Source organism: Algibacter sp. Ld11, from assembly GCF_045066735.1.
Lineage (GTDB): Bacteria > Bacteroidota > Bacteroidia > Flavobacteriales > Flavobacteriaceae > Algibacter.
On record NZ_JBISHH010000024.1, the window covers coordinates 512,335 to 537,317 of the forward strand.

General features: G+C 34.2%; 20 protein-coding genes. 9 read left to right on the top strand and 11 right to left on the bottom strand.

Annotation, left to right across the window (positions count from 1 at the left end):
- Window positions 1-7 precede the first annotated feature (7 nt).
- The 4 genes from ACJJV4_RS12525 (at window position 8) to ACJJV4_RS12540 (ending at window position 2,081) form a co-directional block, all read left to right on the top strand.
- A complete protein-coding gene (locus tag ACJJV4_RS12525) occupies window positions 8-463 on the top strand; it encodes a DUF1801 domain-containing protein (protein ID WP_405294916.1) in 456 nt (151 codons plus the stop codon).
- Window positions 463-849 carry a VOC family protein gene (locus ACJJV4_RS12530; RefSeq protein ID WP_405295415.1) on the top strand — a complete coding sequence of 129 codons (387 nt, stop codon included), beginning with the start codon at window positions 463-465 and terminating at the stop codon, window positions 847-849. The genes ACJJV4_RS12525 and ACJJV4_RS12530 overlap by 1 nt, the downstream gene beginning before the upstream one ends.
- 33 nt (window positions 850-882) lie before the next feature.
- The gene (locus tag ACJJV4_RS12535) at window positions 883-1,647 is read left to right on the top strand and encodes a sulfite exporter TauE/SafE family protein (protein WP_405294918.1); all 765 of its coding nucleotides are present in this window, start codon (window positions 883-885) and stop codon (window positions 1,645-1,647) included.
- A gap of 68 nt (window positions 1,648-1,715) precedes the next feature.
- On the top strand, window positions 1,716-2,081 hold the full coding sequence (locus tag ACJJV4_RS12540; protein ID WP_405294920.1) for a TM2 domain-containing protein: 366 nt from the start codon (window positions 1,716-1,718) through the stop codon (window positions 2,079-2,081).
- A gap of 87 nt (window positions 2,082-2,168) precedes the next feature.
- Here ACJJV4_RS12540 and ACJJV4_RS12545 read toward each other — a convergent pair whose 3' ends face one another.
- From ACJJV4_RS12545 to ACJJV4_RS12555, 3 genes are read right to left on the bottom strand one after another with little or no spacing between them, the layout of a single operon-like run.
- Window positions 2,169-4,004 (bottom strand): GNAT family N-acyltransferase, encoded by a 1,836-nt coding sequence (locus ACJJV4_RS12545; protein ID WP_405294922.1) that lies wholly within the window; start codon window positions 4,002-4,004, stop codon window positions 2,169-2,171.
- 31 nt (window positions 4,005-4,035) lie between these two features.
- Complete coding sequence (locus ACJJV4_RS12550) at window positions 4,036-5,286, bottom strand: aspartate kinase (protein ID WP_405294924.1); 1,251 nt, start codon at window positions 5,284-5,286, stop codon at window positions 4,036-4,038.
- A 10-nt stretch (window positions 5,287-5,296) separates the two neighbouring features.
- The gene (locus ACJJV4_RS12555; protein WP_405294926.1) at window positions 5,297-5,782 is read right to left on the bottom strand and encodes a GNAT family N-acetyltransferase; all 486 of its coding nucleotides are present in this window, start codon (window positions 5,780-5,782) and stop codon (window positions 5,297-5,299) included.
- A gap of 124 nt (window positions 5,783-5,906) precedes the next feature.
- Here ACJJV4_RS12555 and fbp point away from each other — a divergent pair, with 124 nt between their 5' ends.
- Window positions 5,907-6,914, top strand: coding sequence for a class 1 fructose-bisphosphatase (gene fbp / locus ACJJV4_RS12560; RefSeq protein WP_405294928.1), 1,008 nt, complete (start codon window positions 5,907-5,909; stop codon window positions 6,912-6,914).
- Window positions 6,915-6,991: 77 nt separating this feature from the next.
- Here fbp and ACJJV4_RS12565 read toward each other — a convergent pair whose 3' ends face one another.
- The 6 genes from ACJJV4_RS12565 to ACJJV4_RS12590 all read right to left on the bottom strand — a co-directional run bounded on the left by ACJJV4_RS12565 (window position 6,992) and on the right by ACJJV4_RS12590 (window position 13,076).
- Window positions 6,992-8,194: a T9SS type A sorting domain-containing protein gene (locus ACJJV4_RS12565; protein ID WP_405294930.1), complete on the bottom strand. Its 1,203-nt coding sequence runs from the start codon at window positions 8,192-8,194 to the stop codon at window positions 6,992-6,994.
- A gap of 1 nt (window position 8,195) precedes the next feature.
- Window positions 8,196-9,221, bottom strand: coding sequence for a hypothetical protein (locus ACJJV4_RS12570; protein ID WP_405294932.1), 1,026 nt, complete (start codon window positions 9,219-9,221; stop codon window positions 8,196-8,198).
- Between the two features lie 82 nt (window positions 9,222-9,303).
- Window positions 9,304-10,239, bottom strand: a complete 936-nt coding sequence (locus ACJJV4_RS12575) for a hypothetical protein (protein WP_405294934.1) — start codon at window positions 10,237-10,239, stop codon at window positions 9,304-9,306.
- Window positions 10,240-10,255: 16 nt separating this feature from the next.
- The gene (locus tag ACJJV4_RS12580) at window positions 10,256-11,218 is read right to left on the bottom strand and encodes a DUF6175 family protein (protein WP_405294936.1); all 963 of its coding nucleotides are present in this window, start codon (window positions 11,216-11,218) and stop codon (window positions 10,256-10,258) included.
- 10 nt (window positions 11,219-11,228) lie between these two features.
- Window positions 11,229-11,750: a hypothetical protein gene (locus tag ACJJV4_RS12585; RefSeq protein ID WP_405294938.1), complete on the bottom strand. Its 522-nt coding sequence runs from the start codon at window positions 11,748-11,750 to the stop codon at window positions 11,229-11,231.
- 24 nt (window positions 11,751-11,774) lie between these two features.
- Entirely contained in the window at window positions 11,775-13,076 is a 1,302-nt protein-coding gene (locus ACJJV4_RS12590) for a hypothetical protein (protein ID WP_405294940.1), read from the bottom strand.
- A gap of 188 nt (window positions 13,077-13,264) precedes the next feature.
- On the opposite strand from ACJJV4_RS12590, the gene ACJJV4_RS12595 reads away from it, so the two are divergent.
- Both ACJJV4_RS12595 and ACJJV4_RS12600 read left to right on the top strand, forming a co-directional pair.
- Window positions 13,265-15,310, top strand: a complete 2,046-nt coding sequence (locus tag ACJJV4_RS12595) for a tetratricopeptide repeat protein (protein WP_405294942.1) — start codon at window positions 13,265-13,267, stop codon at window positions 15,308-15,310.
- Between the two features lies 1 nt (window position 15,311).
- The gene (locus ACJJV4_RS12600) at window positions 15,312-16,061 is read left to right on the top strand and encodes a LytR/AlgR family response regulator transcription factor (RefSeq protein WP_405294944.1); all 750 of its coding nucleotides are present in this window, start codon (window positions 15,312-15,314) and stop codon (window positions 16,059-16,061) included.
- A 54-nt stretch (window positions 16,062-16,115) separates the two neighbouring features.
- On the opposite strand, the gene ACJJV4_RS12605 is transcribed toward ACJJV4_RS12600, so the two are convergent.
- Both ACJJV4_RS12605 and gltB read right to left on the bottom strand, forming a co-directional pair.
- Window positions 16,116-17,579 carry a glutamate synthase subunit beta gene (locus ACJJV4_RS12605; protein ID WP_405294946.1) on the bottom strand — a complete coding sequence of 488 codons (1,464 nt, stop codon included), beginning with the start codon at window positions 17,577-17,579 and terminating at the stop codon, window positions 16,116-16,118.
- A gap of 3 nt (window positions 17,580-17,582) precedes the next feature.
- Window positions 17,583-22,097 (bottom strand): glutamate synthase large subunit, encoded by a 4,515-nt coding sequence (gene gltB, locus ACJJV4_RS12610; protein ID WP_405294948.1) that lies wholly within the window; start codon window positions 22,095-22,097, stop codon window positions 17,583-17,585.
- A gap of 453 nt (window positions 22,098-22,550) precedes the next feature.
- Between gltB and ACJJV4_RS12615 the strand changes: the two genes are divergently transcribed.
- The gene (locus ACJJV4_RS12615; protein ID WP_405294950.1) at window positions 22,551-23,549 is read left to right on the top strand and encodes an outer membrane beta-barrel protein; all 999 of its coding nucleotides are present in this window, start codon (window positions 22,551-22,553) and stop codon (window positions 23,547-23,549) included.
- 79 nt (window positions 23,550-23,628) lie between these two features.
- On the top strand, window positions 23,629-24,918 hold the full coding sequence (locus ACJJV4_RS12620) for an ammonium transporter (protein WP_405295417.1): 1,290 nt from the start codon (window positions 23,629-23,631) through the stop codon (window positions 24,916-24,918).
- Window positions 24,919-24,983 lie beyond the last annotated feature (65 nt).

The following is a 24,983-nucleotide window of genomic DNA, read 5'->3' on the forward strand; positions in this document are numbered from 1 at the left end:
AAAATATATGCCATCTAAAGCCACCACAGTCGAGCAATATTTAAGCGCATTACCCGAAGATCGAAAAACATCAGTAAATAAAATCCGTGATCAAATCTTAAAGAACCTTCCTAACGGTGTAGAAGAAACTATTAATTACGGTATGTTAGGTTATGTAATTCCGCACACTGTTTACCCAAGCGGTTACCATTGCGACCCCAAATTACCTCTGCCATTTATAAATTTGGCAAATCAAAAAAACTTTATAGCCGTATATAGTATGGTGCTTTATGCAAAGCCAACTCTTATGGATTGGTTTGTTTTAGAGTATTCAAAACGCTGTAAGTATAAACTCGATATGGGAAAAAGTTGCGTGCGTTTTAAAAAAATGGAAGATATTCCCTTTGATCTTATTGGCGAGTTAACAGCAAAAGTAACTGCCAAAGAGTGGATTTCAATTTATGAAAACTCAATAAAAAAATAATTATGAAACGCGTAACAGGAATTGGTGGTCTATTTTTTAAAACAAAAGACCCAAAAGCATCTAAAGATTGGTACAAAAAACATTTAGGTTTCAATACCGACGATTATGGAAGTACCTTTTGGTGGAAAGATAAAGAAGGAAAAGATTGTTCTACACAATGGAGTCCGTTTCCCGAGGATACTAAATATTACGAGCCTTCTAAAAAAGATTTTATGTTTAATTACCGTGTAGAAAATTTACACGAATTACTTAGAGTTTTAAAAGAAGAAGGCGTTACTATTGTAGGTGAAGTTGAAGAGTACGAGTATGGAAAGTTTGGCTGGATTCTCGATAACGACGGTAATAAAATTGAGCTTTGGGAACCTAGCGATAGTGCTTTTTTGTAAATTACAGCCCAACAATATAACTTCATTTTTTAATTGACTTACTTAGAAACCCTACAAGGTTATAATTTATCAACATTACAATGGTCGGCCATTGGTTTTGCAGTATTCTTGCTCGGCATGTCTAAATCTGGAATAAAAGGCATCGGGATAATTATTGTCGTTATTTTAGCTTTTGTTTTCGGAGAAAAAGCATCTACAGGTGTTTTATTACCAATGCTTATTTGTGCCGATATTTTCGCAGTAATTTATTATAATCGCCATGCACAGTGGCATATTATTAAGAAGTTAATTCCATGGATGATTGTTGGTGTCCTTGTTGGTGTATGGGTGGGTAACGATATTTCGGAACTGGTTTTTAAAAGGCTCATGGCTGTTATAATTATTGCTTCGGTTTTAATTATGATTTATACCGAACGTAAAAAATCGGATACAGTCCCTACCAATGTATGGTTTTCAAAGAGTACGGGTTTTTTAGCAGGTTTTACTACCATGATTGGTAATTTGGCAGGCCCTGTTTCAAATATTTATTTTCTGGCCATGCGTTTTCCTAAAAACGAATTTATTGGTACGGCAGCTTGGTTGTTTTTTATTATTAATGTGTTTAAGCTTCCGTTTCATATTTTTGTCTGGGGCACTGTTACTAAAGATACATTGGTTTTAAACTCTGTTTTAATTCCGGCGGTAATAGTTGGTTTTTTCTGCGGTACCTATATTGTAAAATTAATTTCTAATGTTAATTACAGGCGGTTTATATTAATAGTTACCGCTCTTGGCGGTATAATTATGCTATTTAGTTAGTTTTTAGGTGTTTACACGAAATGTTTTTTTTATTACCTTTAACAACTAATAAATTTTAACTTATAACAATGTCAAACGAAAAAAATTTAGGCGACGATCTTAACGATATGTTAGGCGATGCTAAGGATGGTGCTCAAAAAGCAGCAGGTGAAGCAAAAGAAGCAGCTTCAGAATTTACAAAAGGTGCAACTGAAGTATTAGGTGCTGAAAACAAAAAAATAGTTGCAGGTATTGTAGCTATTTTAATAGGTAGCTTAGGTATTCATAAGTTTATTTTAGGATATACTAAAGAAGGTATTATCCAAATTGTAGCTACTTTTGTTACTTGCGGTATAGCAGGTATTATTCCATTTATAGAAGGTATCATCTATTTAACAAAATCTGATGAAGAATTTTATAATACGTATCAAGTTGGAAAAAAAGGTTGGTTCTAACCTAAATTATTTCAAAATATAAAAAGCTGAAACCGTTAGGTTTCAGCTTTTTTTGTTTTATATAAATATAAGTATAATAAAAACCGATTAAGATTCGGTTGTTGTATTTCCTGTAAATTTTCGTTCTAATTCAGCCTGAAACTCCTCCATTACCGGACGTACTGTACTTTCTGGTAAATCAGCAATTTTAATATACATTAGTCCATCTACAGCATTGTTAAATAGGGGATCGACATTAAAGGCCACCAATCTGGCATTTTGTTTAATATACTTTTTAAGCAATACCGGCATGCGTAATGCACCTGGCTCTATCTCATCAATAAGTTTATCAAACTTGTTTAAATCTGCTTCCGTTTCATCAAAAACAAAATCTTTATCGGCATCTTTCAGTTTAACTTTAAATTCCTTTTTTGGGTGTACATATTGCGCTATATATGGATCGTAGTAATGGGATTTCATAAACTCAATCATCAACGATTTTGAGAAATTCGAAAATTGATTACTAATACTTACGCCTCCAATTAAAAACTTGTGTTCTGGGAAACGTAATGTAATGTGCACAATACCTTTCCAAAGTAAAAATAAAGGCATTGGTTTTTGTTGATACTCTTTAATAATAAAAGCGCGCCCCATTTCTATAGATTGGCTCATCATTTTATGTAATTCTGGCTCGAACCTAAATAGATCTTGAAGATAAAACCCGTCTATACCATATTTTTCAAATATTTGAGAGCCTAAGCCCATACGGTAAGCGCCAGCAAGTATGTTGCGCTCGCGATCCCATAAAAACATGTGGTGGTAATATTGATCAAAGGCGTCTAAATCTATGGCTTCATTAGTGCCTTCTCCAACTTCACGAAAAGTGATTTCGCGTAAGCGGCCTATTTCACGTAATATGTTTGGTGCATCTTTAGATTGAGCTAAAAACACCTCGTAATTTTTACTTTCCAGAAGTCTAGAATCACTAGCTCTAAGAGCTTCAACCTCTTTTGTCATAATAGCAGCATCAACGGGAGTGACAATGTTTTTAGGCGCTTTTGGTGTTTTTAATGTAGATGAAATGCTGTCTAATATTTTCGATTTCTTTTCAAAAGCATTAGCTAACATGTATGTTTTTTTTCTTAAAAAATTAGAAAAATCATCTAATGATACATGTTCTTTTTGATCGGCAACCGAAATAGGTTTACCTATTCTTACTTTTATTACACGTCGTTTTTGGCTTAAAACCTCAGAAGGTAGTTTAGCCGTTCTAAAAGTGTCGCTAATTTTAGAAAGTCTGTAAAATAATTTACTGTTTTTAGCATGAAAATAGATAGGAACCACCGGTACTTCCGCACGTTTTATTAGTTTTAGTGCAGATTCTTCCCAAGGTTTATCGATTACTAATTTTCCGTCTCTGTAGGTTGAAACCTCTCCTGCAGGAAATAAACCTAACGGGTGGCCAGCGCGTAAATGTAGAATGGAGTTTTTAAAACCTGCTATGCTCGATTTTGCGTCTTTTCGACCTTCAAATGGATTTACCGGCATAATATAAGGTTGCATAGGTTGTATGCGATGTAGCAAAAAGTTGGCTATAATTTTAAAATCGTCGCGCTGTTCTAGCATCAGTTTTAAAAGTAAAACACCGTCAATTCCTCCAAGCGGATGGTTTGAGACGGTTATGTATGCGCCGTCTTTTGGTAAGCGTTTTAAGTCTTCCTCTGGTATTTCGAATTTAATTTGAAATTCTTCTAAAATTTTATCTAAAAACTCGATGCCTTCGAGGTGATTATTACGCTTGTAAAACTTATCTATAGTCGATATTTTAAGCACTTTCATAAGGAGCCAGCCAATAAAAGTGCCAATAAAACCATACTTATCTAGTTTTATTGCTTTAGCTACTTCTTTGGGGGTAACTAAGCCTATGTTCGTTGAGTTGGTCATGGCTGTAAATGTACTAAAATATACGTTTTAATTAAATAGTAACTATTTGAACGGTTTCTGGCGTTAATTGTTTTAGTAACACGGTTTTATCGATTTCAATTTTATTTATTGCCATGTCGTTATAGTGGCGAATGGTGTAAAGTGAGGCGTTTTGATGACAAACCACCTTGAATTTTGATTTTAAATGATGTAATAATTTATCGAGATTGTTATAATTATTTTCAATACAAACAGAAAAACTGATAGCCGAATTTTGAATAACGTCTACCTTCATTTTGTACTGATGCAAAAGGCTGAAAATATAACTAATATTTTCTTCAACAATATAAGAAAAATCTAAGGATGAAAGAGATATTAAAACCTGATTCTTCTTAACAATAAAGCATGGAGTCAATGGGTCTAACGTGGTGTTTTTACCAATTTTAGTGCCTTGAGAATCTGGGTTTAAGAATGATTTTACATAAAGCGGAATTTCTTTTCCTTGCAAGGGTTGCAATGTTTTTGGGTGAATAACCGATGCACCATAAAAGGCCAACTCTATAGCTTCTCTATAAGATAGGTTGTTGAGTAATTGTGAGTTTTCAAAATAGCGTGGGTCGGCATTTAAAACACCAGGGACATCTTTCCAAATGGTTACACTTTCTGCGTTTAAGCAATAGGCATATATAGCGGCTGTGTAGTCGCTGCCTTCTCTCCCAAGGGTTGTTGTAAAGTTATTAGCATCACTACCTAAAAAACCTTGTGTGATATTTAGAATAGACTTGTTAAAGGTGTTCGAAATGAGCTGTTGTGTGTTGTCCCAATTTACATTGGCTCTGCGATAATAATTATCGGTTTTAATATGCGTACGTACATCAATCCATTTATTTTTAAGACCGATATCGTTTAAGTATTCACTAATTATGGTTGTTGAAATGAGTTCCCCAAAGCCTATTATTTGGTCGTAAACAAAACTATAATCTGGTGATTTATTACTAATTAAAAACTGATTTAATTCATTAAAAAAGGTATTTACTTTTGTAAACGCTGCATGGTCTTCATTTTGGAATAAATCGAGTAAAATTTCGTTATGAAACTTTTTCACATCTTGTAAAGCACTTTGTAATTTAGGCTTGTTTTCAAAATAATTTTTAATTACAAGTTCTAAGGCATTGGTAGTTTTACCCATAGCCGAAACCACTATTAGTGTATTTTTGTAGCCTACCTTTTGTAAAACATATGCTAGGTTCTTTACACCATTTGCATCTTTTACCGAGGCTCCACCAAATTTATAGATTTGCATTTAAAGTGAATTAATTATTCAAATTAGATATGTAATTTTTTATCGCTGTTTCATCTAATTGTACCACATCCCAATCTCTCATCACGTTAGCTCCTTTTTTCTCATAGAAAGCAATAGCTGGTTCGTTCCAGTCAATCACTTCCCAATTTATGCGTTTAACACCTTTTTTGTGGCCGTATTTAACAACTTCGTCTAAAAGTGCTGTTCCCATACCAGAACCTCTCATGTTTTGACTTACAATTAAATCTTCTAAATGAATTATTTTACCTTTCCATGTAGAATAACGGTTGTAAACAAGGGCTATACCTTCTACTTTTTTATCAGCTTCTGCAACAAAACAATGAAAAGCTGGTTGAGTTCCAAAACCATCGTTTTCCAAATCTTCTAAAGTTACTTCAACTGCGTCTGGCTCTTTTTCGAACACGGCTAACTCGTTGATTAGGTGGAGAACTTGTGGCATATCCTCTTTTTTTGCGTTTCTTATTGTAAAATCCATAATGAAAATTAAATTTTTTCAAATATACCTTAAAGTTAAATATATTTGGGTACATAACTTTAACGAAAACGTTGTAGTTTCTTATTTTTTATAGATATTTGCACAAACAAAACAAAACACTTTTATGTCTCACAAAAAACAAACTTTAGGAGAGTTTATTATTGAAAATCAGTCATCGTTTAAATATTCTTCAGGTGAATTATCTAGCCTTTTGAACTCTATTCGGTTGGCGGCAAAAGTTGTAAACCATGAAGTAAACAAGGCCGGATTGGTTGATATTATTGGTGCTGCTGGTGATACTAACATCCAAGGCGAAGATCAACAAAAACTAGATGTTTATGCAAACGATAAGTTTATACAAACGCTTACTAAAAGAAATATTGTTTGTGGAATTGCGAGTGAGGAAGAAGATGATTTTATTTGTATAAATAGTCAAGATGAAAATCATCAAAATAAATATATTGTACTTATTGATCCTTTAGATGGGTCGTCTAATATTGATGTAAATGTTTCGGTAGGTACTATTTTTTCTATTTACAGACGTGTAACGCCAGTAGGAACACCTGTAACTCTAGAAGATTTTTTACAAAAAGGAAGTAAGCAAGTTGCTGCGGGTTATGTGGTTTATGGTACATCGACTATGTTGGTTTATACAACAGGAGATGGTGTTAATGGTTTTACATTAAACCCTGCAATTGGATCATTTTACCTATCGCATCCTGATATGCAATTTCCTGAAGATGGTACTATTTATTCTGTAAATGAAGGGAACTATATTCACTTTCCTCAAGGTGTAAAAAACTATATAAAATACTGCCAGCAAGAAGAAGGAGACCGACCTTATACATCACGATATATTGGGTCTTTAGTATCAGATTTTCATAGAAATATGATAAAAGGTGGTATATACCTATACCCACAGAGTTCTAAAAATCCAGATGGAAAATTACGTTTGCTTTACGAATGTAACCCAATGGCTTTTTTAGCAGAACAAGCTAATGGTTTTGCTAGTGATGGTTATACTAGAACCATGGATGTAGAACCAACGGAACTTCACCAACGTGTGCCATTTATTTGTGGTAGTAAAAACATGGTGGAGAAGTGTGAAGAGTTTATGAAAAATGCCAAATAATACTTAGTAATACAGTTGTTTAAAAAAAATGCGAGCTTTTTGGCTCGCATTTTTTTATGCTAGAAACAAAAGAACTACTATTTTTTTATAATTTTGAATGAAGCTTTACCGGTGTTGGTTTTTAAATTTAAAAGATACAAGCCGCTTTTCAGCGCAGATAAATTTAAAGTTTCTTTGTTTTTAGAGCTCGAATATACCTCTTGACCAATATTATTATAGATTTTAACTTCGGAAAGTATAACGTTATCATTGATTTTAATAGCGATCTCATTTTCAAAAGGGTTCGGGTAAATTGTTGTTGTTTTGAATAAAGTATTGTTTAGACTTAAACTTATTTCTACTGTAAATTCTGCTACATCATAAATGGACCAATCTCCATTAGAGTCTTGAACGCGTATATAAAACAAATGATCGCCAACTTCAATGTCTGCTGTGTCTATGTTGAGTATTTGAGATGTTTCGGAGGCATCGTTAAAAGTAACAGGTGTGCCACTGCCAATTCCTGGGTCTTCATCTATAAAATACTCGGCATTGGTTATATCGTCAGGAGTAAAATCAAAATCTTTAATGTAGATTGTTCTTCTGTCGTACAAACTCCAATGTCCTGCGTTGTCTTGAGTTCTTAAATAGAAACTATGAAAACCATTGGATAAAGTATTTGTTGGTATTGAAAAAACCTGAGTTAACTGCCCAGAGTTACCATCTACAGTTAAGGCTGTTCCGTTGCCTACACCTTCATCTTCATCAAAAAAATATTCGGCTGCGGTAATTGTGAACAATTCAAAATTTGCAATATAAAACGTTTCTCTATCATATAAGCTCCATGCATTATCATTATTACGTGTTCTAATATACAACGAATGAAAACCGTTTGATAAGTCGCCAGTTGGAATAGAAAAGGTTTGGCTTAAAATTTCAGCATCACTATTTACAGTAAGGGGTGTTCCATTTCCAACGCCAGGATCTATTTCGTAAAAATATTCGGCTGCGGTAATATTATATTGCGTTAAGCCTTTTACATAAAATGTTGTTCTGTCGTACAAGCTCCATGTGTTATCGTTATTTTTTGTTCTTATATATAAATGGTTAAAGCCGTCATTAAGATCTACTGTAGGAATGTTGAAGGTTTGAGCAAGCGCTCCCGTGTTACTATCGGTAGTGAGTAAATTGCCATTACCCACACCGGGATCGGTATTAAAAAAGTATTCGGCAGAAGTTATACTTTGTGATATGGCAGTAAAGCTACACAGAGTAAAAACTAAGAGTAAAAACTTTTTCATGTTAATTAGCGTTAGTGTTTATGGTAACGCTTAGCTCTTGTCCTGAGGCCACACGGTCGGTAATGCTAGTGATTTTTACAATTGGAATACCGTTAGAATAGCCGTAGTTGTTAAATATAAATGGTGTGCCATCGTATAAACCAATATCGATGCCATCGGTTCCTGCACCGATAGCTGGAGAACCTTCTTGGAGATGAAAATCATCATTACGGGTAAAGGTGGCATTATCGTTATCTTCAACAAAAAGAGGGTTTTGGTTGTTTAAATTATTGGTTCCATCTAAATCTGTAAGATTTCCTGAACTTCTATTATATGCTAAGCAATATTCGTAAATAACTCCTGCACTATTAACATTTAATGTACTGTAATAACTTCGGTATATGATGTTGTTTTGTACCGTTAAATTTCCCGTATCACTATTATTGTTTACAATTTGTCTACTTCCTGTGGTGTTTGAAAAGATATTATTTTTAATAGTAATACTATCGTGATTGTAAACGTAGAGAGCGCCTGTAAAAATGTTATTCGAAATAATAGTGTTTGTATAAGCGTTGTTCGAGTTGTTTGTGGTGCCAATTGCATTGATGATGTTGCCTCTAATAATGACATTGTCGGCGCCTGCATTACCAAAATATAAAATGGAACTTATAAAATTATTTTCAATACTGAGATTTGATAATTGATTTGGGCTGCTCGAAAACACGTTAGATGTAACATAAAACCCTGATAGTTTAGAGTTTGATGAGTTTGAGCTAAAATTGGCATTAGTAATGTAGGTACGCTTGTCAGGATCACTATGTCCAAAACCTATTAAAGTGAGTTTTTTATTAATAACAATTTCACCGTAGTTTGTTATAGAAGCATGCACGTAAATAGTGTCTCCGTCACTTGCTGCAGATATTGCACCTTGTAAGCTGCTGTATTGGGCATTAGCACCTTCAGAGTTGTCTACTGTTAAGATGTTTTGAGCATTTACTTGATATACAAAAAGTAAAGCTGTTACTAAGAGGGATAATTTTGTTTTCATTTGTTATGGATTTAATGGATTAATAAAATACTTGTCAAATGAGTGCTTAAAAGAGAATTATAAAAACAGTTTACTTTATTTGTTAATACCAACCTCTAATATTATAAGTAGGTTGTTGGTTTAAACCTTCGGCAACACCAATATCTCTTGCTGCTTTAATACGAGATTTTTCAACATCAAGCTCTTTTAGTTTGTATTGCCAATCTCTATCGGTAAGCTCTTTAGTTTTTACACGTTCTGCTATATTTTGGTACAGCGTTTTTACATCTTCAAAACATGTAGCTTCCGGTTCTATGGTTGCTAGAATAGCTCCAGCTTCGTTGGCTGCATTTAAATCTTGATTGGCAGACCAAATACTGCTGGCTTCATTAAGTTTTCGTTTACAACTTACATTTATAGCTTGCACATAGGTTGTGTTTATTTTGTTTTTTACCTGATCGAAACAAGAGCTAGCTTCTGGCACACTTGCAAGAAGGGCCAAGGCTTCTTCATATTTAGTTTGCGCACTTAAACCATCTACTTTTTTTAGAACTAAATTACAGTTTGTATTGTAATATTCGATAACACGTTTTTTTCCATTTTTAACGAAGTCTTGGAGTATGGGGCTTTTCGGTTTTATTTGCCTAACTGCGGATATGTATGCTTTGTTTTCGTTGGTGCCAACACCTTTAGTAGAAATAGTTTCACTGGTATATAAAATGCCATCTATTCCGTCGCCAATATATAATGTAACCTCGAGGTTTAAAGCGACCTTGGGTGGTGCGCTTGGTACAACATCTTTACTTAATACTGAAATGTTTGGAGTAATTATAAAGCGTGAATTATAGCTGTTATCACTAATGCCTTTTGCTGTAACAATTTGTTTTAATTTATTGGCGAGCATTTTTTTTGCCGATTGCGGTATGTTTTCAATTTGAGAAGGAACATAAGATCCAATGAATATGCCATCGTAGTTTATCTCTTGCGCAGATAAAGGTAGCGAGCTAATAAAGAGTAAACTGTATAATAAGTTTTTCATGATTTGTTGTGTTTAATTATTTTCCGCCTAAGATTATTGTGGCTCTTCCAAGACCTTTCATTACCAGTTTGTTCGGGATGTTATAAGGTTCACCTTTTAAGAATTTGCTTAGTTCGTTGGTATAACGTCTAGCATCTATAGCACGGTTTTTATCGTTGTAAAGCGGAATTCTTACTTGTTCAAACAATGCCATACTTTCTGTCATGTCTGTTGTGCTAAATCTTCCTTTTACAGTATTATCAGCCAACCAATCTTCTATAATGTAGCCTAGTTCTTCATCGTCATCACCGTATTCAGTTTCTAAATCACCATCCCAATCGTCCCATTTTTGGATTTTAACTATTATTTCTCTTCCGTTGGCAAACATATCATCAAAATGAGCTTGCAGGCGTTCGGTAAATTTATCCATATGTGCTAGAACAGCTTCAGAAAGCAACACTGGAGTTTCTGCTGCAAAAGAAGGCGCTCCTGTACCTGCCGCTGTGGCAATTTGTTTATCGGTATAGGCATCTAAACCTTGTAGGTTGAATGTAATTGACTTTTTAGGTCCGGTTTTATTAACCACCCAAGTTAATTGCATAATAATATCAGCTTTTGCTACTTTTTTTAAAGCATCTATAGGGCTTTCGCTTACCGAGCTTCCTGAGTCTTTGGATGATCTCATATTGTCTTCCGCCGAATTTGATTTTAAAGTTTTAATGGCAGATTCCATGTTTTTTAAGGGAAAACCACGATCGGCCATCATGCCGTTAATCTGACTGATAACTAAAAGCACATCGGTGTCTTGTTGAAAGGCTTTTTGATAATCTGGTATTTGCACCATAGTGCCTTGATCGTCAAAATTTAAAACGTAACCATTTTGAATGCACCAAACATCGCTGGGAACAACCATTAATGTTGGTTTTTTTGCTTGACTAAATGCTAAAATTCCGATAAGAAAAAAACAAATAGTTAGTATTTTTTGAGTATATGTTTTCATAATAATGTATTTAAAATCCAGAGGTTAAACTTCTAATAATCTCTTTGCTTTCTAATCGCTTTCTTAATTGGTCGACCTGTACATTTACTATAGCGCCAATTTTGTATTCGCGCTTGCTAATTTTTAAACGATCGCCAGGAGCAATGTTTCCGTCGGTTGCTGCCGAGACGTATTTTAGATATTCACCACCATCGGCAAAAAAAGCATCAAAAAACTCTTTAAATTTACCTTCGGTTTCTGCATTTTTAACAAGTGGGCTGAATGAGGTGCATCCTTGTCCACCACCGGCATATCCTTTAAAAATAATGCCGTGTACGGCGTTTTTCATGGCGTGAGAAATGGCATGTTTTGGGTTTTTTGAGTAAGACCATACTTTTACAAGTTTGGATCCTAGTTTAGCTATGCCTTCGCATTCTATATCGTACCGCCAAATTCTAGTGTCTTTATTTGCTTTTTCATTTTTCCATTGGGCATTAGCGCTAGTTCCTGCTGCTATAAGAAAAACGATTATTAAAATTGTTTTAAGTTTCATGCTATTGAGGTTTATAAGAGTTGATTAATTTATTTGTCTGATAAGCATGCCTGCGAAATATTTGTTTTTTTGGCCGCTAAAAGATGTGTATTCTAAGTTTGTTCTGTTTTCTTGGTTGGCATTATAGCGATTATCCCAAATAAGATCTTTTTCTACTTTTATTACACCCAAGCGTTTGTATTCCGTAGTACCTTTATCTGTAAGAACCTGCTCTAATACTTCGTATTTATCACCAGGTTCTATACCTTCTTTTAAACCAATTTTTGCAGCCAAGGGATCGCTGCTTATTAAAGGTGTTTTGGTTCTGAAAACTTCAAACTCTCGTTGTAATTTTGAAATAACATTGTCTATAGCTCTTACAGTTGCTACACTAATTAAATCGAGATTGCTTTTTTGTGTGTACGAAGTACTTTGTATATCTGCCCAAGACGTTTCTGTACCTATATATTCAAGTTTAAAAATATCGGTATCGTTAAAAGCTTTAATTTTATCCGGATTTAAATCGGAATCATCGGTCCAAAAGTTGGTGTAAAATGTAGTGGCAACTTCATCATTCCAAACCAACTTGTAGAGGTAGGCTTTGGTTTTAATAATATAGCCTTTTCCTGCAATTTCTGCTCCCTTAGATGTTAAGCTTGCCGTTGTAGATAGATTGCCTTTGCCTAAAAGTGATGCTGCTTTTGATACACCATTTAAAAGGCCTTTAGCTTTAGTTGCTATTTCTTCTTTATTTGTGTATTTAAAATCGTTTACAATAACAAAGGTGTTTTTTATAAGGGCTTCTCCGGCATCGGCAAGTTGTGCCGAACCACGTTCTGTGTTATTTGCAATTTTAACATCTAAATCGGAAGCATTGTAGAAACCACGTTCGGCAATTAAATCCATATTAAAGCTTCCTGTTTCACTGCGGTTAAACCATTTTGATACTAATTTTTTGGCAATATGGTTTGTGTTGAGGTAGTTTAGTATGGCTAGATGTTGAAATTCTTTATCATTATTAGCTTGTGCATTATCTGTTTTCTTAGAAAACTTAGACATAAGTCCTTTTTTCTTTGGTGCTTCGTTTAGAGGAGCATCATAAGCGTAAGCTGGGTTTGTTTTTGTAACCAGTCTTGCTTCAATAATGTGGTTGTTAAATTTATCTATTACAGGTGCATCAATAAATATATTTTGTATGGTATCGCTATATTCTTGGTCAGGATTACTAACCATAAAGGTGTGCAGCGAACTTCTTTTATATTTAATATCAACAACGTCGTTTTGGGAGAATATTAAAAAAGAGCATAATAATGCTAGCAAAAGCACTAGTTGGTTTAGACTTTTCATTTTTGAGGGATTAGAATATTAATAGCTAGATAAAAGTACTTGTAATTTAATGGTGTTACTAGTCTAAATTATTATTCGTAGGAGTTTTGTTATTTTCTGTAACTAATTTAATTACAAATAGATATGGAATATTCTTTCGTAATTTGTATTTTAGTCGAAGCTATTAACCCGATAACTTTTAGTTCTTCATGAAAAAAAGTCTACACTATGTTGTACTTTTTATTTGTGCGAATTTGTTTGCGCAAGAACGAGAAATAGATTCTTTAGAGCACTTGCTTGTTACTACAAATAAGGAGCAGGATAGTTTACGTTTAAATGTGTTAATAGAGTTAGGTTATAATTATTATTTGTCTAATTCGGATAAAAGTTTACCTGTTTTTGATGATGCTATATTACTCGCCAAAAACTTGGGTAATAAAAAGCGCTTAGCCCGGGCCTATCAATATAAAGGACATCGTTACTCGAGTAAAGGGCTCGATTCTTTGGCTATGCAAATGTACAATCAGGCCATTAGCATTTATGATGATTTAGGACTAAAAGGTCGTAAAGCTCGAGCTATTTATAATAAAGGTTTAGTTTATTTTAATCAATCAGATTATAAAAATGCTATCTCCAATACTAAAGAAGCTTATTTAGCATTTAAAGAAGTTAGCGACAGTGTATTAATGGCTAAAATGCTTAATAGTATAGCGCTTAACTATATGTATCTCTCCGATTATCCTTCGGCATTATCTAAATATTTTGAAGCATTAATTATACATAGACGTTTAAATGATACTGTAAGTAATGGGTTTGCAGCCGTGAATGCAAATATAGGTTTACAATATACTCGACTTGAAAAATTTGATAAAGCTATTGAGTACAATAAAATAGCACTCGAAATTTATGAAACTACTAAATACCAATATGGTCTCGCAAATTGTTTAACAAATATCGGTAATGCTTACGATTATTTAAATAAGCCGCAAAAGGCTATTACTAATTACAATAAGGCCTATAAAATAATGAGTGCTTTGGGTAATAACTACGGTATGGCAAGTGCTATAACCAATATAGGGATTGCTAATATTGCTTTAAAAGATTACACAACAGCTTTAAATTATTTTAAGCAATCTAAGCCTATTTATGAAGCTTTAAACAATAGTAATAATTTGGCTATTGTTCACGACCATATGGGGATTTGCTATTTGAATTTAGATAAAAATTTAATTGAAGCCAAAAAGAATTTTGAAACATCTTTAGTTTATGCAAAAAAAGCGTCGAGTTTAAATTTGCAAGTGAATGCTTTAGAAAGTTTAACTCAAACACATTACAAGTTGGGTAACTATAAAAAAGCTTATAATTTAATAGATGAAGCTTTAGTGTTAAAGGATAGTTTTAATTCTGTTGAAAAGAAAGAAGAATTAGCAAGATTAGAAGAAAAATATAAGTATCAAAATGAAAAAACAATTCTAGAAAGTCAGTTTGAAAGAGAACGGCTTACTGCAAAAGAAAAAGTAGAGCATCAAGAGCATATCATTGACTTGGCTATTTTTGGTGGTGGCAGTTTGTTTTTATTAGTTGTTGGAGGTATGTTTTTCTATCGTAAAAAACGTGAAATTGATTTTAATTTAAAGGTTGCAGATACGGAGCTTAAGGCGCTTCGAGCTCAAATGGATCCTCACTTCTTGTTTAATTCTTTAAACTCTATTAATAGTTATATTATTAAAAACGATACTGAAGCAGCAACAAATTATTTAACCAAGTTTGCTCGACTAATTCGTAAAACTTTAGAGAGTTCTTCAGAAAAAGAAGTGATTTTAAGAGACGATATTGAGATTTTAAAAAATTACCTCGATATAGAACAAAAGCGATTAGATAATAGTTTTACCTATAGCATAGAAATTCAAGAGGATATTGATGTAAACAACACCTTAATACCGCCTTTAATTCTGCAACCCTTTATAGAAAATAGCATTTGGCATGGTATATCGAAAATGGAGCGCGATGGCCATATTAAATTAGAGTTTAAAAAGGATGATGATATGTTGTTTTGCGCCGTAGATGATAACGGTTTGGGAAGAAGTCAGTCTCAAATAAAAGATAAGGAGACTAAATCTATAGGTGTGAGATTAACAAAAAACAGAATTGATATTTTAAATGCTCAAAGGAAAACGAAAGGAAGTATGAAGATAATAGATAAAGCAAAAGGTGTAAGAGTTGAAGTGAAACTACCCTTAAATTTGGCGTATTAATATGATTAAAACTATAATAATAGACGACGAGCAGCACTGTATAGATAGTTTGTTAAGATTAATTAGTAAGTACGAGGATGTTTTTAGTGTTGTAGAAACTTTTAACACCGTACATGCTGGGCTTGCAGGTGTTAAAAAGTGGCAACCCGACCTTGTGTTTTTGGATATTAAAATTAATAACCAAACCGGGTTCGATTTTTTAAAGAAAGTAGATACTATAAACTTCAATGTTATTTTTACTACCGCTTTTGAGACTTATGCGGTTGAAGCTTTTAGGTTTAGTGCCTTAGATTATTTATTAAAACCGATTGATAAAGATGATTTTCATGAAACGGTTTTAAAACTTAAAAATGTTGTGGAAACCTCTATATTAAAAAACAAAATAGACGTATTGCTTCATAATTTAAAAGTTGAAAATGCTTTAAAACGTATTAGTGTTGCCACACCAGATGGCTACGTTTTTATTGAAGTATCAGATATTTTATACTGTAAGGCAGATATTAATTATACTCATATTTTTACTAAATTGGGTGATAAGATAACAACTTCAAAAACCTTAAAAACGTTTGAGAAATTACTTCTTAACAATCACTTTTATAGAGTGCATAACTCTTTTTTAGTTAATCTCTTTTACGTTAAAAAATATACCAAAGGTAAAGGTGGTTATGTAACCATGAAGGATAACACCAATATTGATGTCTCCATAAGGCGTAAAGATGAATTTATGAAGAAGTTTATAAAATTATCATAAAAAAAATGCGAGCTCTAATGCTCGCATTTTTTATACACAATATTATTATCAATATTACATAGCTACTAAATCGCCAGTAACATCTTTAGAAGGTAAGTTAGATTTACCCATTAAATAAATATCAACTTGTCTTGCGGCTTCACGGCCTTCGGAAATAGCCCAAACAATTAAAGATTGTCCACGACGCATATCTCCAGCAGCAAATATATTTGGCACATTGGTTTGGTATTTACCATATTCTGCTTTATAGTTAGAACGAGCATCTTTTTTAATACCTAATTTATCTGCTAACGTACTTTCGGGTCCCGTAAAACCTAAAGCTAATAAAGCTAAATCACATGGCCATGTTTTTTCTGTGCCTGCAATTTCAATAAGTTGTGGGCGTTCTCCAGGAACCATTTTCCATTCCACATTTACTGTTTTTAAAGCCGTTAGTTTACCACTTTCATCTTTTATGAATTCTTTGGTGTTAATTAACCAGTTACGTTCTACACCTTCTTGATGAGAAGATGATGTTTTTAACTGCAATGGCCAGAAAGGCCAAGGCGTAGTTGGTGAACGGTGTCCTGGCGGTTTAGGCATAATTTCAAAATTAACTACCGATGTTGCACCATGACGGTTAGATGTTCCAACACAATCCGATCCTGTATCACCACCGCCAATAACAATAACGTTTTTGCCAGTTGCTAATACTTGGTCTTTAACTTCTTTACCTAATACAACTTTAGTTTGTTGTGTTAAGAAATCCATAGCTTGTACAACGCCATCTGCATCTGCACCAGGTGTTGGTAAGCCTCTTCTTTCCGTTGCTCCACCACATAATACTACAGAGTCAAAAGCTTTTAAGTCTTTAACATCATAGTTTACTCCAACGTTTACACTAGTTTTAAAGGTGATACCTTCAGCTTCTAATATTTTTACACGACGATCGATAATTCCTTTTTCCATTTTGAAATTAGGAATTCCGTAGCGTAATAACCCACCTACTTCATCATCACGTTCAAAAACAGTAACGGTGTGTCCGGCTCTATTTAATTGTTGAGCAGCGGCTAAACCAGCAGGACCAGAACCTACAACGGCTACAGTTTTTCCTGTTCTAGTTTTTGGTGGTTGTGGTTTAATCCAACCTTCTTTAAAGGCGCGCTCTACAATATTTTTTTCAATATTTTCAATAGATACAGGGTCTTCAATAATACCTAATACACACGATTTTTCACAAGGAGCAGGGCATAAACGACCTGTAAACTCCGGGAAATTGTTTGTTGAGTGTAGTAACCAAGAAGCTTTTTTCCATTCGCCTTGGTGTACCATATGGTTAAAATCTGGTATTAAATTACCAAGTGGGCAACCACTATGGCAAAATGGAATACCACAATCCATACAACGAGAACCTTGTTTGGTAATCTCTTCTTCTTTTAATGGAACGGTAAATTCTTTATAATCTTTAACACGATCTGATACGGGCGTGTAAGTTTCATCTTGTCTTTCAAATTCTTTAAATCCTGTTACTTTTCCCATTGCCTATCCTATTGTTAATTCTTCTACCATTGGTTCTTCAGTTGCTAAGCGTATTAAAGCGCTTTTGTATTCTGTTGGCATAACGCGAACAAAATTGCTTAAGCTTGTATCCCAATCTTCTAGTAATCGTTTACCTAATTTACTTTCGGTATATGTTACATGATTTTGGATAGTTGCTCTTAAATCAGCTGCATCTTCTTCTGTAATATCTTCAAAATCTATAGTTTCAGTATTACAAAGTCCGTTTACAAACTTATTTTCTGGATCGTAAACATAAGCAATACCACCACTCATACCTGCAGCAAAGTTTCTTCCTGTAGAACCAAGAACAATTACTTTACCACCCGTCATGTACTCACAACAGTGATCTCCTACACCTTCTACAACCGCAGTTGCTCCAGAGTTTCTTACCGCAAAACGTTCTCCGGCAATACCGTTAATATAAGCTTCACCTTGTACGGCTCCAAATAAACAAACGTTACCAACTATAATATTTTTTTCAGCCAAGAAGTCTGCTTTTTCTGGTTTTTTCACAATTAATTTTGCTCCAGATAAACCTTTACCTAAATAATCGTTGGTATTTCCATCGACCATAAATGTTAAACCGTGTGCACCAAAAGCTCCAAAACTTTGACCGGCAGAACCTGTAAACTTAATATTTAGAGTGTCTTCTGGTAAACCAAGATGTCCGTAAATTTTAGAAATTTCGTTACTTACAATAGCCCCAACCGAACGGTCTGTGTTTTTTATAGGGTATGATAAGTTCATTTTTTCTTTTCTATAAAGTGCACGATGTGAATCTTTAAGAATTCTAAAATCTATTACGTTATCTAAATTATGATCTTGTTGTTCGGTATTTTTAACAGACATGTGCTTATATGCCTCTGGCCTGTGTAAAATAGCCGATAAATCTAATCCTTTTGCTTTGTAATGGTTTATGGCTTTATTAGAATTAATTTTATGTGTTTGCCCAACCATTTCGCTTAAAGTTCTAAAACCTAATTGCGCCATAATGGCTCTTAATTCTTCTGCGATGTAGTAGAAGAAGTTAATCACGTGTTCTGGTGTGCCTTTAAAGTTTTTACGTAACTCTTTATCTTGAGTTGCAATACCAACTGGGCATGTGTTTAAATGGCATTTACGCATCATGATACATCCAGAGGCTACTAATGGGGCTGTTGCGAATCCAAATTCTTCAGCTCCTAATAAAGCTGCTATTGCAACATCACGACCTGTTTTTAATTGGCCATCACATTCTACAACAATACGGCTTCTAAGGTTGTTTAGCACTAAAGTTTGTTGTGCTTCTGCTAAACCAAGTTCCCAAGGTAAACCGGCGTGCTTTAATGATGTTAAAGGAGATGCTCCCGTACCACCATCGTAACCCGAAATAAGAACAACATCGGCTTTTGCTTTGGAAACACCAGCCGCAATAGTCCCTACACCAACTTCTGAAACTAATTTTACATTAATTCTTGCTTCACGATTTGCATTTTTTAAATCGTAGATAAGTTGTGCTAAATCTTCAATAGAATAAATATCGTGATGTGGTGGTGGCGAAATTAAACCAACAAAAGGTGTTGAGTTTCTTGTTTCAGCAATCCAAGGCAATACTTTGTGTCCTGGTAACTGTCCACCTTCTCCAGGTTTTGCACCTTGAGCCATTTTTATTTGAATTTCCTTCGCACTTGTTAAATAGTGAGAAGTTACTCCAAAACGACCAGAGGCTACTTGCTTTATTGCAGAGTTTCTACTGTCGCCATTACTATCTTTTTGGAAACGTTTACGATCTTCTCCTCCTTCACCAGAATTAGATTTTCCTCCAATACGGTTCATGGCAATCGCTAAGTTTTCATGCGCTTCACGAGAAATAGACCCGTAAGACATAGCACCGGTTTTAAATCGTTTAACGATTTCAGTCCATGGTTCTACTTCTTCTAATGGAATAGGATCTAAATTATCAAATTCAAATAAACCACGAATGGTCATTAAATTTTCAGATTGTTCGTTTATTGCTTTTGCATAAACATCGTAACTCGCTTGATCACTTAATCGAACGGCTTGTTGCAATTTAGCAACGGTTGTTGGGTTAAATAAGTGACGTTCGCCATTTCTTCTCCAGCGGTAATCTCCACCAATATTTAAACCTAAGTTTTTATCAATAGTATTATCTGGGTAGGCTTGTTTATAACGTTCGTTAATTTCTTTTTCAATTTCATATAAACCAATACCTTCAATTCTAGAAGCTGTATATGGGAAATATTTTTCAACAAATTGAGAGTTGAAACCAACAATTTCGAAAATTTGAGAACCTCTATACGAGTGTAATGTCGAGATTCCAATTTTGTTCATGACTTTTAAAATACCTTTTCCAATCGCTTTATTGAAATTATCAACAGCTTTTTGCTCATCCATATCAGTAATAAAGCCTTCTTTAACTTGCATTCTGATAATTTCGTTTACCATATAAGGGTTTACAGCACTAGCGCCATAACCAAATAAAGTTGCGAAATGATGTGGTTCACGTGGTTCTGCAGATTCGATAATAATATCGAAATAAGAACGCTTACGTAAACGGTTTAATTGGTGGTTTACATAAGAGCAAGCCAATAAGCATGGAATTGGAGCAAATTCTTGATTTACACCTCTATCTGAAAGGATAATGATGTTTGTTTTGCGATCCAACGCTTTTTCTATTTGCATTATAATATCTTCCAAAGCATCTTCTAGACCATTTAGTCCTTGATTTTTTGGATATAGCATTTGGATAGTTTCAGCCTTAAAGCCTTCAATTGAGATATTTCTTATTTTTTCTAAATCGGGATTAGAAATTACCGGATTTTGAATTTTAAGTTTTCTACACTGTCTATCGGTAATACTGAAAATATTTCTGTCTTTACCAAGGTTTAAACTAATATCTGTTACAATTTCTTCACGAATACCATCTAAAGGTGGGTTTGTTACTTGTGCAAATAATTGCTTAAAATAGTTCGAAATAAGTTGAGGTCTATCGGATAAAACGGCTAAAGGGGTGTCGATACCCATAGAGCCCAAAGCTTCTTTTCCAACAATAGCCATTGGTGTAATTACTTCTTGAATATCTTCAAACGTGTAGTTAAATAAACGTTGTCTTGTTTTGATATCAATAGTTTCTATCGAACAGGTTTCGTTATTATAAGGAACGTCCTTTAAGTGTAGTCTTGTATTATCTAACCATTCTTTATATGGTCTTTCTGAAACAATTTTACTTTTAATTTCTTCATCTTCGATAATACGACCTTTGTTCATGTCTACCAAGAACATTTTTCCTGGTTCTAAACGTCCATGTCTTTCAACATCTTCAGGGGCAATATCAACCACGCCAATCTCTGACGACATGATTAATTTACCGCTTTTAGTTACTGTATATCTAGATGGTCTTAAACCATTTCTATCTAATAAAGCACCAACATAATCACCATCTGTAAAGGGTACAGATGCTGGGCCATCCCAAGGCTCCATGATACAAGCATTGTATTCGTAAAATGCTTTACGTTCGTCAGACATGGTAGCATGTTTCTCCCATGCTTCAGGAATCATCATCATCATGATTTCTGGTAACGAGCGGCCAGTGTGTGTTAATAATTCTACAACCATATCCATAGAAGCCGAATCGGATTTTCCTGGAAGGATAATTGGGAATAATTTATCTATTTGCGGTCCGAAAACATCAGATTTCATGATTTCTTCACGAACACGCATTCTACTTACATTTCCACGAAGGGTGTTAATTTCACCATTCTGGCACATGTATCTAAACGGTTGTGCTAATTCCCAAGTTGGCATAGTATTCGTAGAGAAACGTTGGTGAACAAGCGCTAAACGAGTTACTAAATCTATTTGTTGTAAATCTGTATAATATGGCCCGATATCTTCAGGCATGATAATACCTTTATATATTAGAGTGCTCGTTGAGAAACTAGGTACGTAGAAGTAGTTGCTTTCAGAAATTTTAGATTGACTAATAGTGTGCTCTGTTATTTTTCTTGCAGCGTATAATTTAGCTTTAAAATCGGCATCAGTAATATCTTCTGTTTTACCAACAAACAACTGCTCAATATTCGGTTCAGATGCTAAAGCGATAGGGCCTAATTGAGAAGAATCTACAGGAACTTCACGCCATCCTAAAATAGAAAGACCTTGCGTTTTAACTTCGTTTTCGAAAGTGGTTTTGCAAAAATTATATTGGTTTTTCACCTTTGGCAAAAACACCATACCAACGGCATATTCTCGTTGTTCTGGGATATTAAAATCGCATACGCGTTTAAAATAATCGTGTGGAATATCAATTAATAAACCAGCACCATCACCGGTTTTTCCGTCGGCACTAACGCCACCACGGTGTTCTAATTTTACTAGAATTTCTAACGCGTCGTGAATAATTTGATTTGTTTTTTCTCCTTTAAGATTACAAATAAAACCAGCGCCACAGTTTTCGTGTTCAAATTCCGGTAAATAGAGTCCTTGTTTCTTCAGCATAATCGTTTAAAAACTTGAGTTGAATTGTAAAGATATGCACTAGTATTTGAAATACAATAGGGGCTAATTCATTATTTCGATTTTTTAGGAGAAGCGAAGATTAAAATAGGTATATATCAATAATATGACAGTTTTTTAATAAATATTCAATTCGGTTTTTTTAGTCAATATTATAGAAATATGAATTAATGCTAATATTTGGTTGATTTAATAGCAGGAATGCTATAAAATTTTATAAAAGACTAACAATAATTCAAACAATGTATTTGTTGAAAAATCAAAAAATAAAAATATTTACAAGAATACCCCTAAAAAATCGGGGATAAAATTGTGTAATTGATAAAAGTGGGTGAATTACCCCTGTTTTTTATGGGGGTTAAAATATTTTGACCTAGTTTTGGCTTGTTCTTAACGAATAAACCAATAACTATTAACTTTAAAATAAACACAATTATGAAAAACTTTTTTAAACTTTCACTGCTTTTTGTTGCTGCAATAGGCTTTGCTCAAGAAGATGAAAAACCAAAATTATCTATTAGCGGTAGTGTAGATGCTTATTACCAAACATATTTAACAGCTCCGGATAATGTAGGTGCTGGTTTTGGAACTGCGTTTGCAGGACAATCAGGATTTGCTTTAGGTATGGGTAATCTTATAGCGAGTTACGAAGGTGAAAAAGCAGGAGCAGTACTTGATTTAGTTACTGGGCCAAGAGGTGCAGGTGCTACTTTCAATAGTGATATTGTAGATGGTATTGTAAATCAAGCATATGTTTACTGGAATGTTTCAGAAGGAACAACATTAACTTTTGGTAGATTTAATACGTTTTTAGGGTACGAAGTAATTTCTCCTGCTGCAAACTTTAACTACAGTACATCTTACTTATTTTCTAGTGGGCCTTTTTCTCACATGGGTATAAAAGCTGATTTTGCTCTATCTGATGATTTTAGCTTAATGTTAGCAATTACTAATCCATGGGATGTTAATGATACTTCAATGACTGGAGAATATGCATTAGGTGCTCAATTAGGATATAAAGGTCAATTCTTAAATTTATACTACGATAGTGGGTCTAACGATGGTTTAGGTTTTGAGGTTGATTATACAGGTGGTTTTGATTTATCTGAGACTTTCTTTATGGGAATCAATGCAGCGTATAATGATAATGATGGTGCTGGTTTCTACGGAGCAGCTTTATATCCTCAAGTAGCTACTTCTGATAGTTTTTCTTTAGGGTTAAGAGGTGAGTATTTTGGATACCATGGTGATGGTGATGATTTACCAAGTGTTTTCGCTACAACTTTAACAGGTAGCTATACTGTAGATAACTTAATTATTAAGCCAGAAATTAGATTAGATTCATGGAGTAATGATGAGCCATTTGTAGATAACGATGGAATGGCTAGCGATAACTTAGCTGCATTTACTTTAGCTGCGATTTACACTTTCTAAGATTAAAATATTACAAATCCCCGTTTTTTAAACGGGGATTTAATAGTGCTATTATTAACTAACCAAAAAATATAATATGATGTCAATATTAAATTTACCTTTATTAATTCAGGATACCGCTGCTATCGAAGGCGATATGGGAATGATGTGGATGCTAATCTCTGGTATTCTTGTTTTCTTCATGCAAGCAGGTTTTTTCTTAGTGGAGTCAGGAATGACAGATTCTAAGAATGCTGTAAACATTGCCATGAAAAATTTCCTAGATATCGCAGTAGGTTCTTTAGCTTTCTGGTTTATAGGATACTCTTTAATGTACGGAGCAGACCAAGGTGGTGGATTTTTCCATTGGGGAGGTTTCACATTCTCTCAAGGTGCTGCCGATTTATTCTTTCAAACTGTATTTGCTGCAACTGCTGCAACTATTGTTTCTGGTGCTGTAGCCGGAAGAACAAAATATACAACTTATGCAATTTTTAGTATTGTTTTAACTGCTTTTATTTACCCTATCGCTGGTGGTTGGGAATGGAATGGTGGTTGGTTAAACAACACTGATGGTATTATGCCTGCTGAATTTATCGATTTTGCTGGATCGTCTATTGTTCACTCTGTTGGTGGATGGGCTGCACTTGTTGCTGCTTGGATGGTAGGTCCTAGAATTGGGAAATTCTTAGATGGTAAGCCTGTTGAAATGCACGGTCACAACCAAATGTATGCTACTTTAGGTGTATTTATTCTTTGGTTAGGATGGTTCGGTTTTAATGGAGGTTCTCAATTAGCTTGGGGTGGTGATGATGCTACTGCAGCTTCTCAAGTGGTTTTAGTAACAAACTTAGCTGCTTCTGCTGGAGCATTAGGTGCTTTACTTTTAACTTGGATTAAAAATGGAAAACCAAACTTAAGTATGACTTTAAATGGTGCACTTGCTGGTTTAGTAAGTATTACTGCTGGTTGTGGAAACATGAGCGAAGGTGGTGCTGTATTAGCTGGTCTTGTTGGTGGTATTCTTGTAGTATTCTCAATTGGTTTTGTAGAAAAAACATTAAAAATTGATGATGCTGTAGGTGCAATTTCAGTACACGGTATTTGTGGTGCTTGGGGAACTTTAGTAATAGGTCTTTGGGGTATCGATGGTGATGCTGGAATTGGAATTCTTAATGGTGGAGGTGCTGCTCAATTAGGAGCACAAGCTATTGGGGTTTTAGCATATGCTGCTTGGGCTATCGTTTTATCTTTTGTTTTCCTATTTATCATGAAGAAAACTATTGGATTAAGAGTTACAGAAAAAGAAGAAATTGCTGGTCTTGACTGGACAGAGCATGGATCTATCGCTTACCATGGTAAGAGACAAAGAGAAATTGAAGAAGAATAAAAATTATTATTTACTATAAATGTTTAGAAAGATGTCTCAAAAGGGCATCTTTTTAAACGTTTATC

What these genes read in the sequence shown, in the direction of transcription:
- ACJJV4_RS12570 (WP_405294932.1), bottom strand. Translation starts at nt 9,221, where the DNA reads ATGAAAACAAAATTATCCCTCTTAGTAACAGCTTTACTTTTTGTATAT.
- ACJJV4_RS12550 (WP_405294924.1), bottom strand. Translation starts at nt 5,286, where the DNA reads ATGCAAATCTATAAATTTGGTGGAGCCTCGGTAAAAGATGCAAATGGT.
- ACJJV4_RS12590 (WP_405294940.1), bottom strand. Translation starts at nt 13,076, where the DNA reads ATGAAAAGTCTAAACCAACTAGTGCTTTTGCTAGCATTATTATGCTCT.
- ACJJV4_RS12595 (WP_405294942.1), top strand. Translation starts at nt 13,265, where the DNA reads ATGAAAAAAAGTCTACACTATGTTGTACTTTTTATTTGTGCGAATTTG.
- fbp (WP_405294928.1), top strand. Translation starts at nt 5,907, where the DNA reads ATGTCTCACAAAAAACAAACTTTAGGAGAGTTTATTATTGAAAATCAG.
- ACJJV4_RS12525 (WP_405294916.1), top strand. Translation starts at nt 8, where the DNA reads ATGCCATCTAAAGCCACCACAGTCGAGCAATATTTAAGCGCATTACCC.
- ACJJV4_RS12580 (WP_405294936.1), bottom strand. Translation starts at nt 11,218, where the DNA reads ATGAAAACATATACTCAAAAAATACTAACTATTTGTTTTTTTCTTATC.
- ACJJV4_RS12615 (WP_405294950.1), top strand. Translation starts at nt 22,551, where the DNA reads ATGAAAAACTTTTTTAAACTTTCACTGCTTTTTGTTGCTGCAATAGGC.
- ACJJV4_RS12575 (WP_405294934.1), bottom strand. Translation starts at nt 10,239, where the DNA reads ATGAAAAACTTATTATACAGTTTACTCTTTATTAGCTCGCTACCTTTA.
- ACJJV4_RS12540 (WP_405294920.1), top strand. Translation starts at nt 1,716, where the DNA reads ATGTCAAACGAAAAAAATTTAGGCGACGATCTTAACGATATGTTAGGC.
- ACJJV4_RS12585 (WP_405294938.1), bottom strand. Translation starts at nt 11,750, where the DNA reads ATGAAACTTAAAACAATTTTAATAATCGTTTTTCTTATAGCAGCAGGA.
- ACJJV4_RS12605 (WP_405294946.1), bottom strand. Translation starts at nt 17,579, where the DNA reads ATGGGAAAAGTAACAGGATTTAAAGAATTTGAAAGACAAGATGAAACT.
- ACJJV4_RS12545 (WP_405294922.1), bottom strand. Translation starts at nt 4,004, where the DNA reads ATGACCAACTCAACGAACATAGGCTTAGTTACCCCCAAAGAAGTAGCT.
- gltB (WP_405294948.1), bottom strand. Translation starts at nt 22,097, where the DNA reads ATGCTGAAGAAACAAGGACTCTATTTACCGGAATTTGAACACGAAAAC.
- ACJJV4_RS12565 (WP_405294930.1), bottom strand. Translation starts at nt 8,194, where the DNA reads ATGAAAAAGTTTTTACTCTTAGTTTTTACTCTGTGTAGCTTTACTGCC.
- ACJJV4_RS12620 (WP_405295417.1), top strand. Translation starts at nt 23,629, where the DNA reads ATGTCAATATTAAATTTACCTTTATTAATTCAGGATACCGCTGCTATC.
- ACJJV4_RS12600 (WP_405294944.1), top strand. Translation starts at nt 15,312, where the DNA reads ATGATTAAAACTATAATAATAGACGACGAGCAGCACTGTATAGATAGT.
- ACJJV4_RS12555 (WP_405294926.1), bottom strand. Translation starts at nt 5,782, where the DNA reads ATGGATTTTACAATAAGAAACGCAAAAAAAGAGGATATGCCACAAGTT.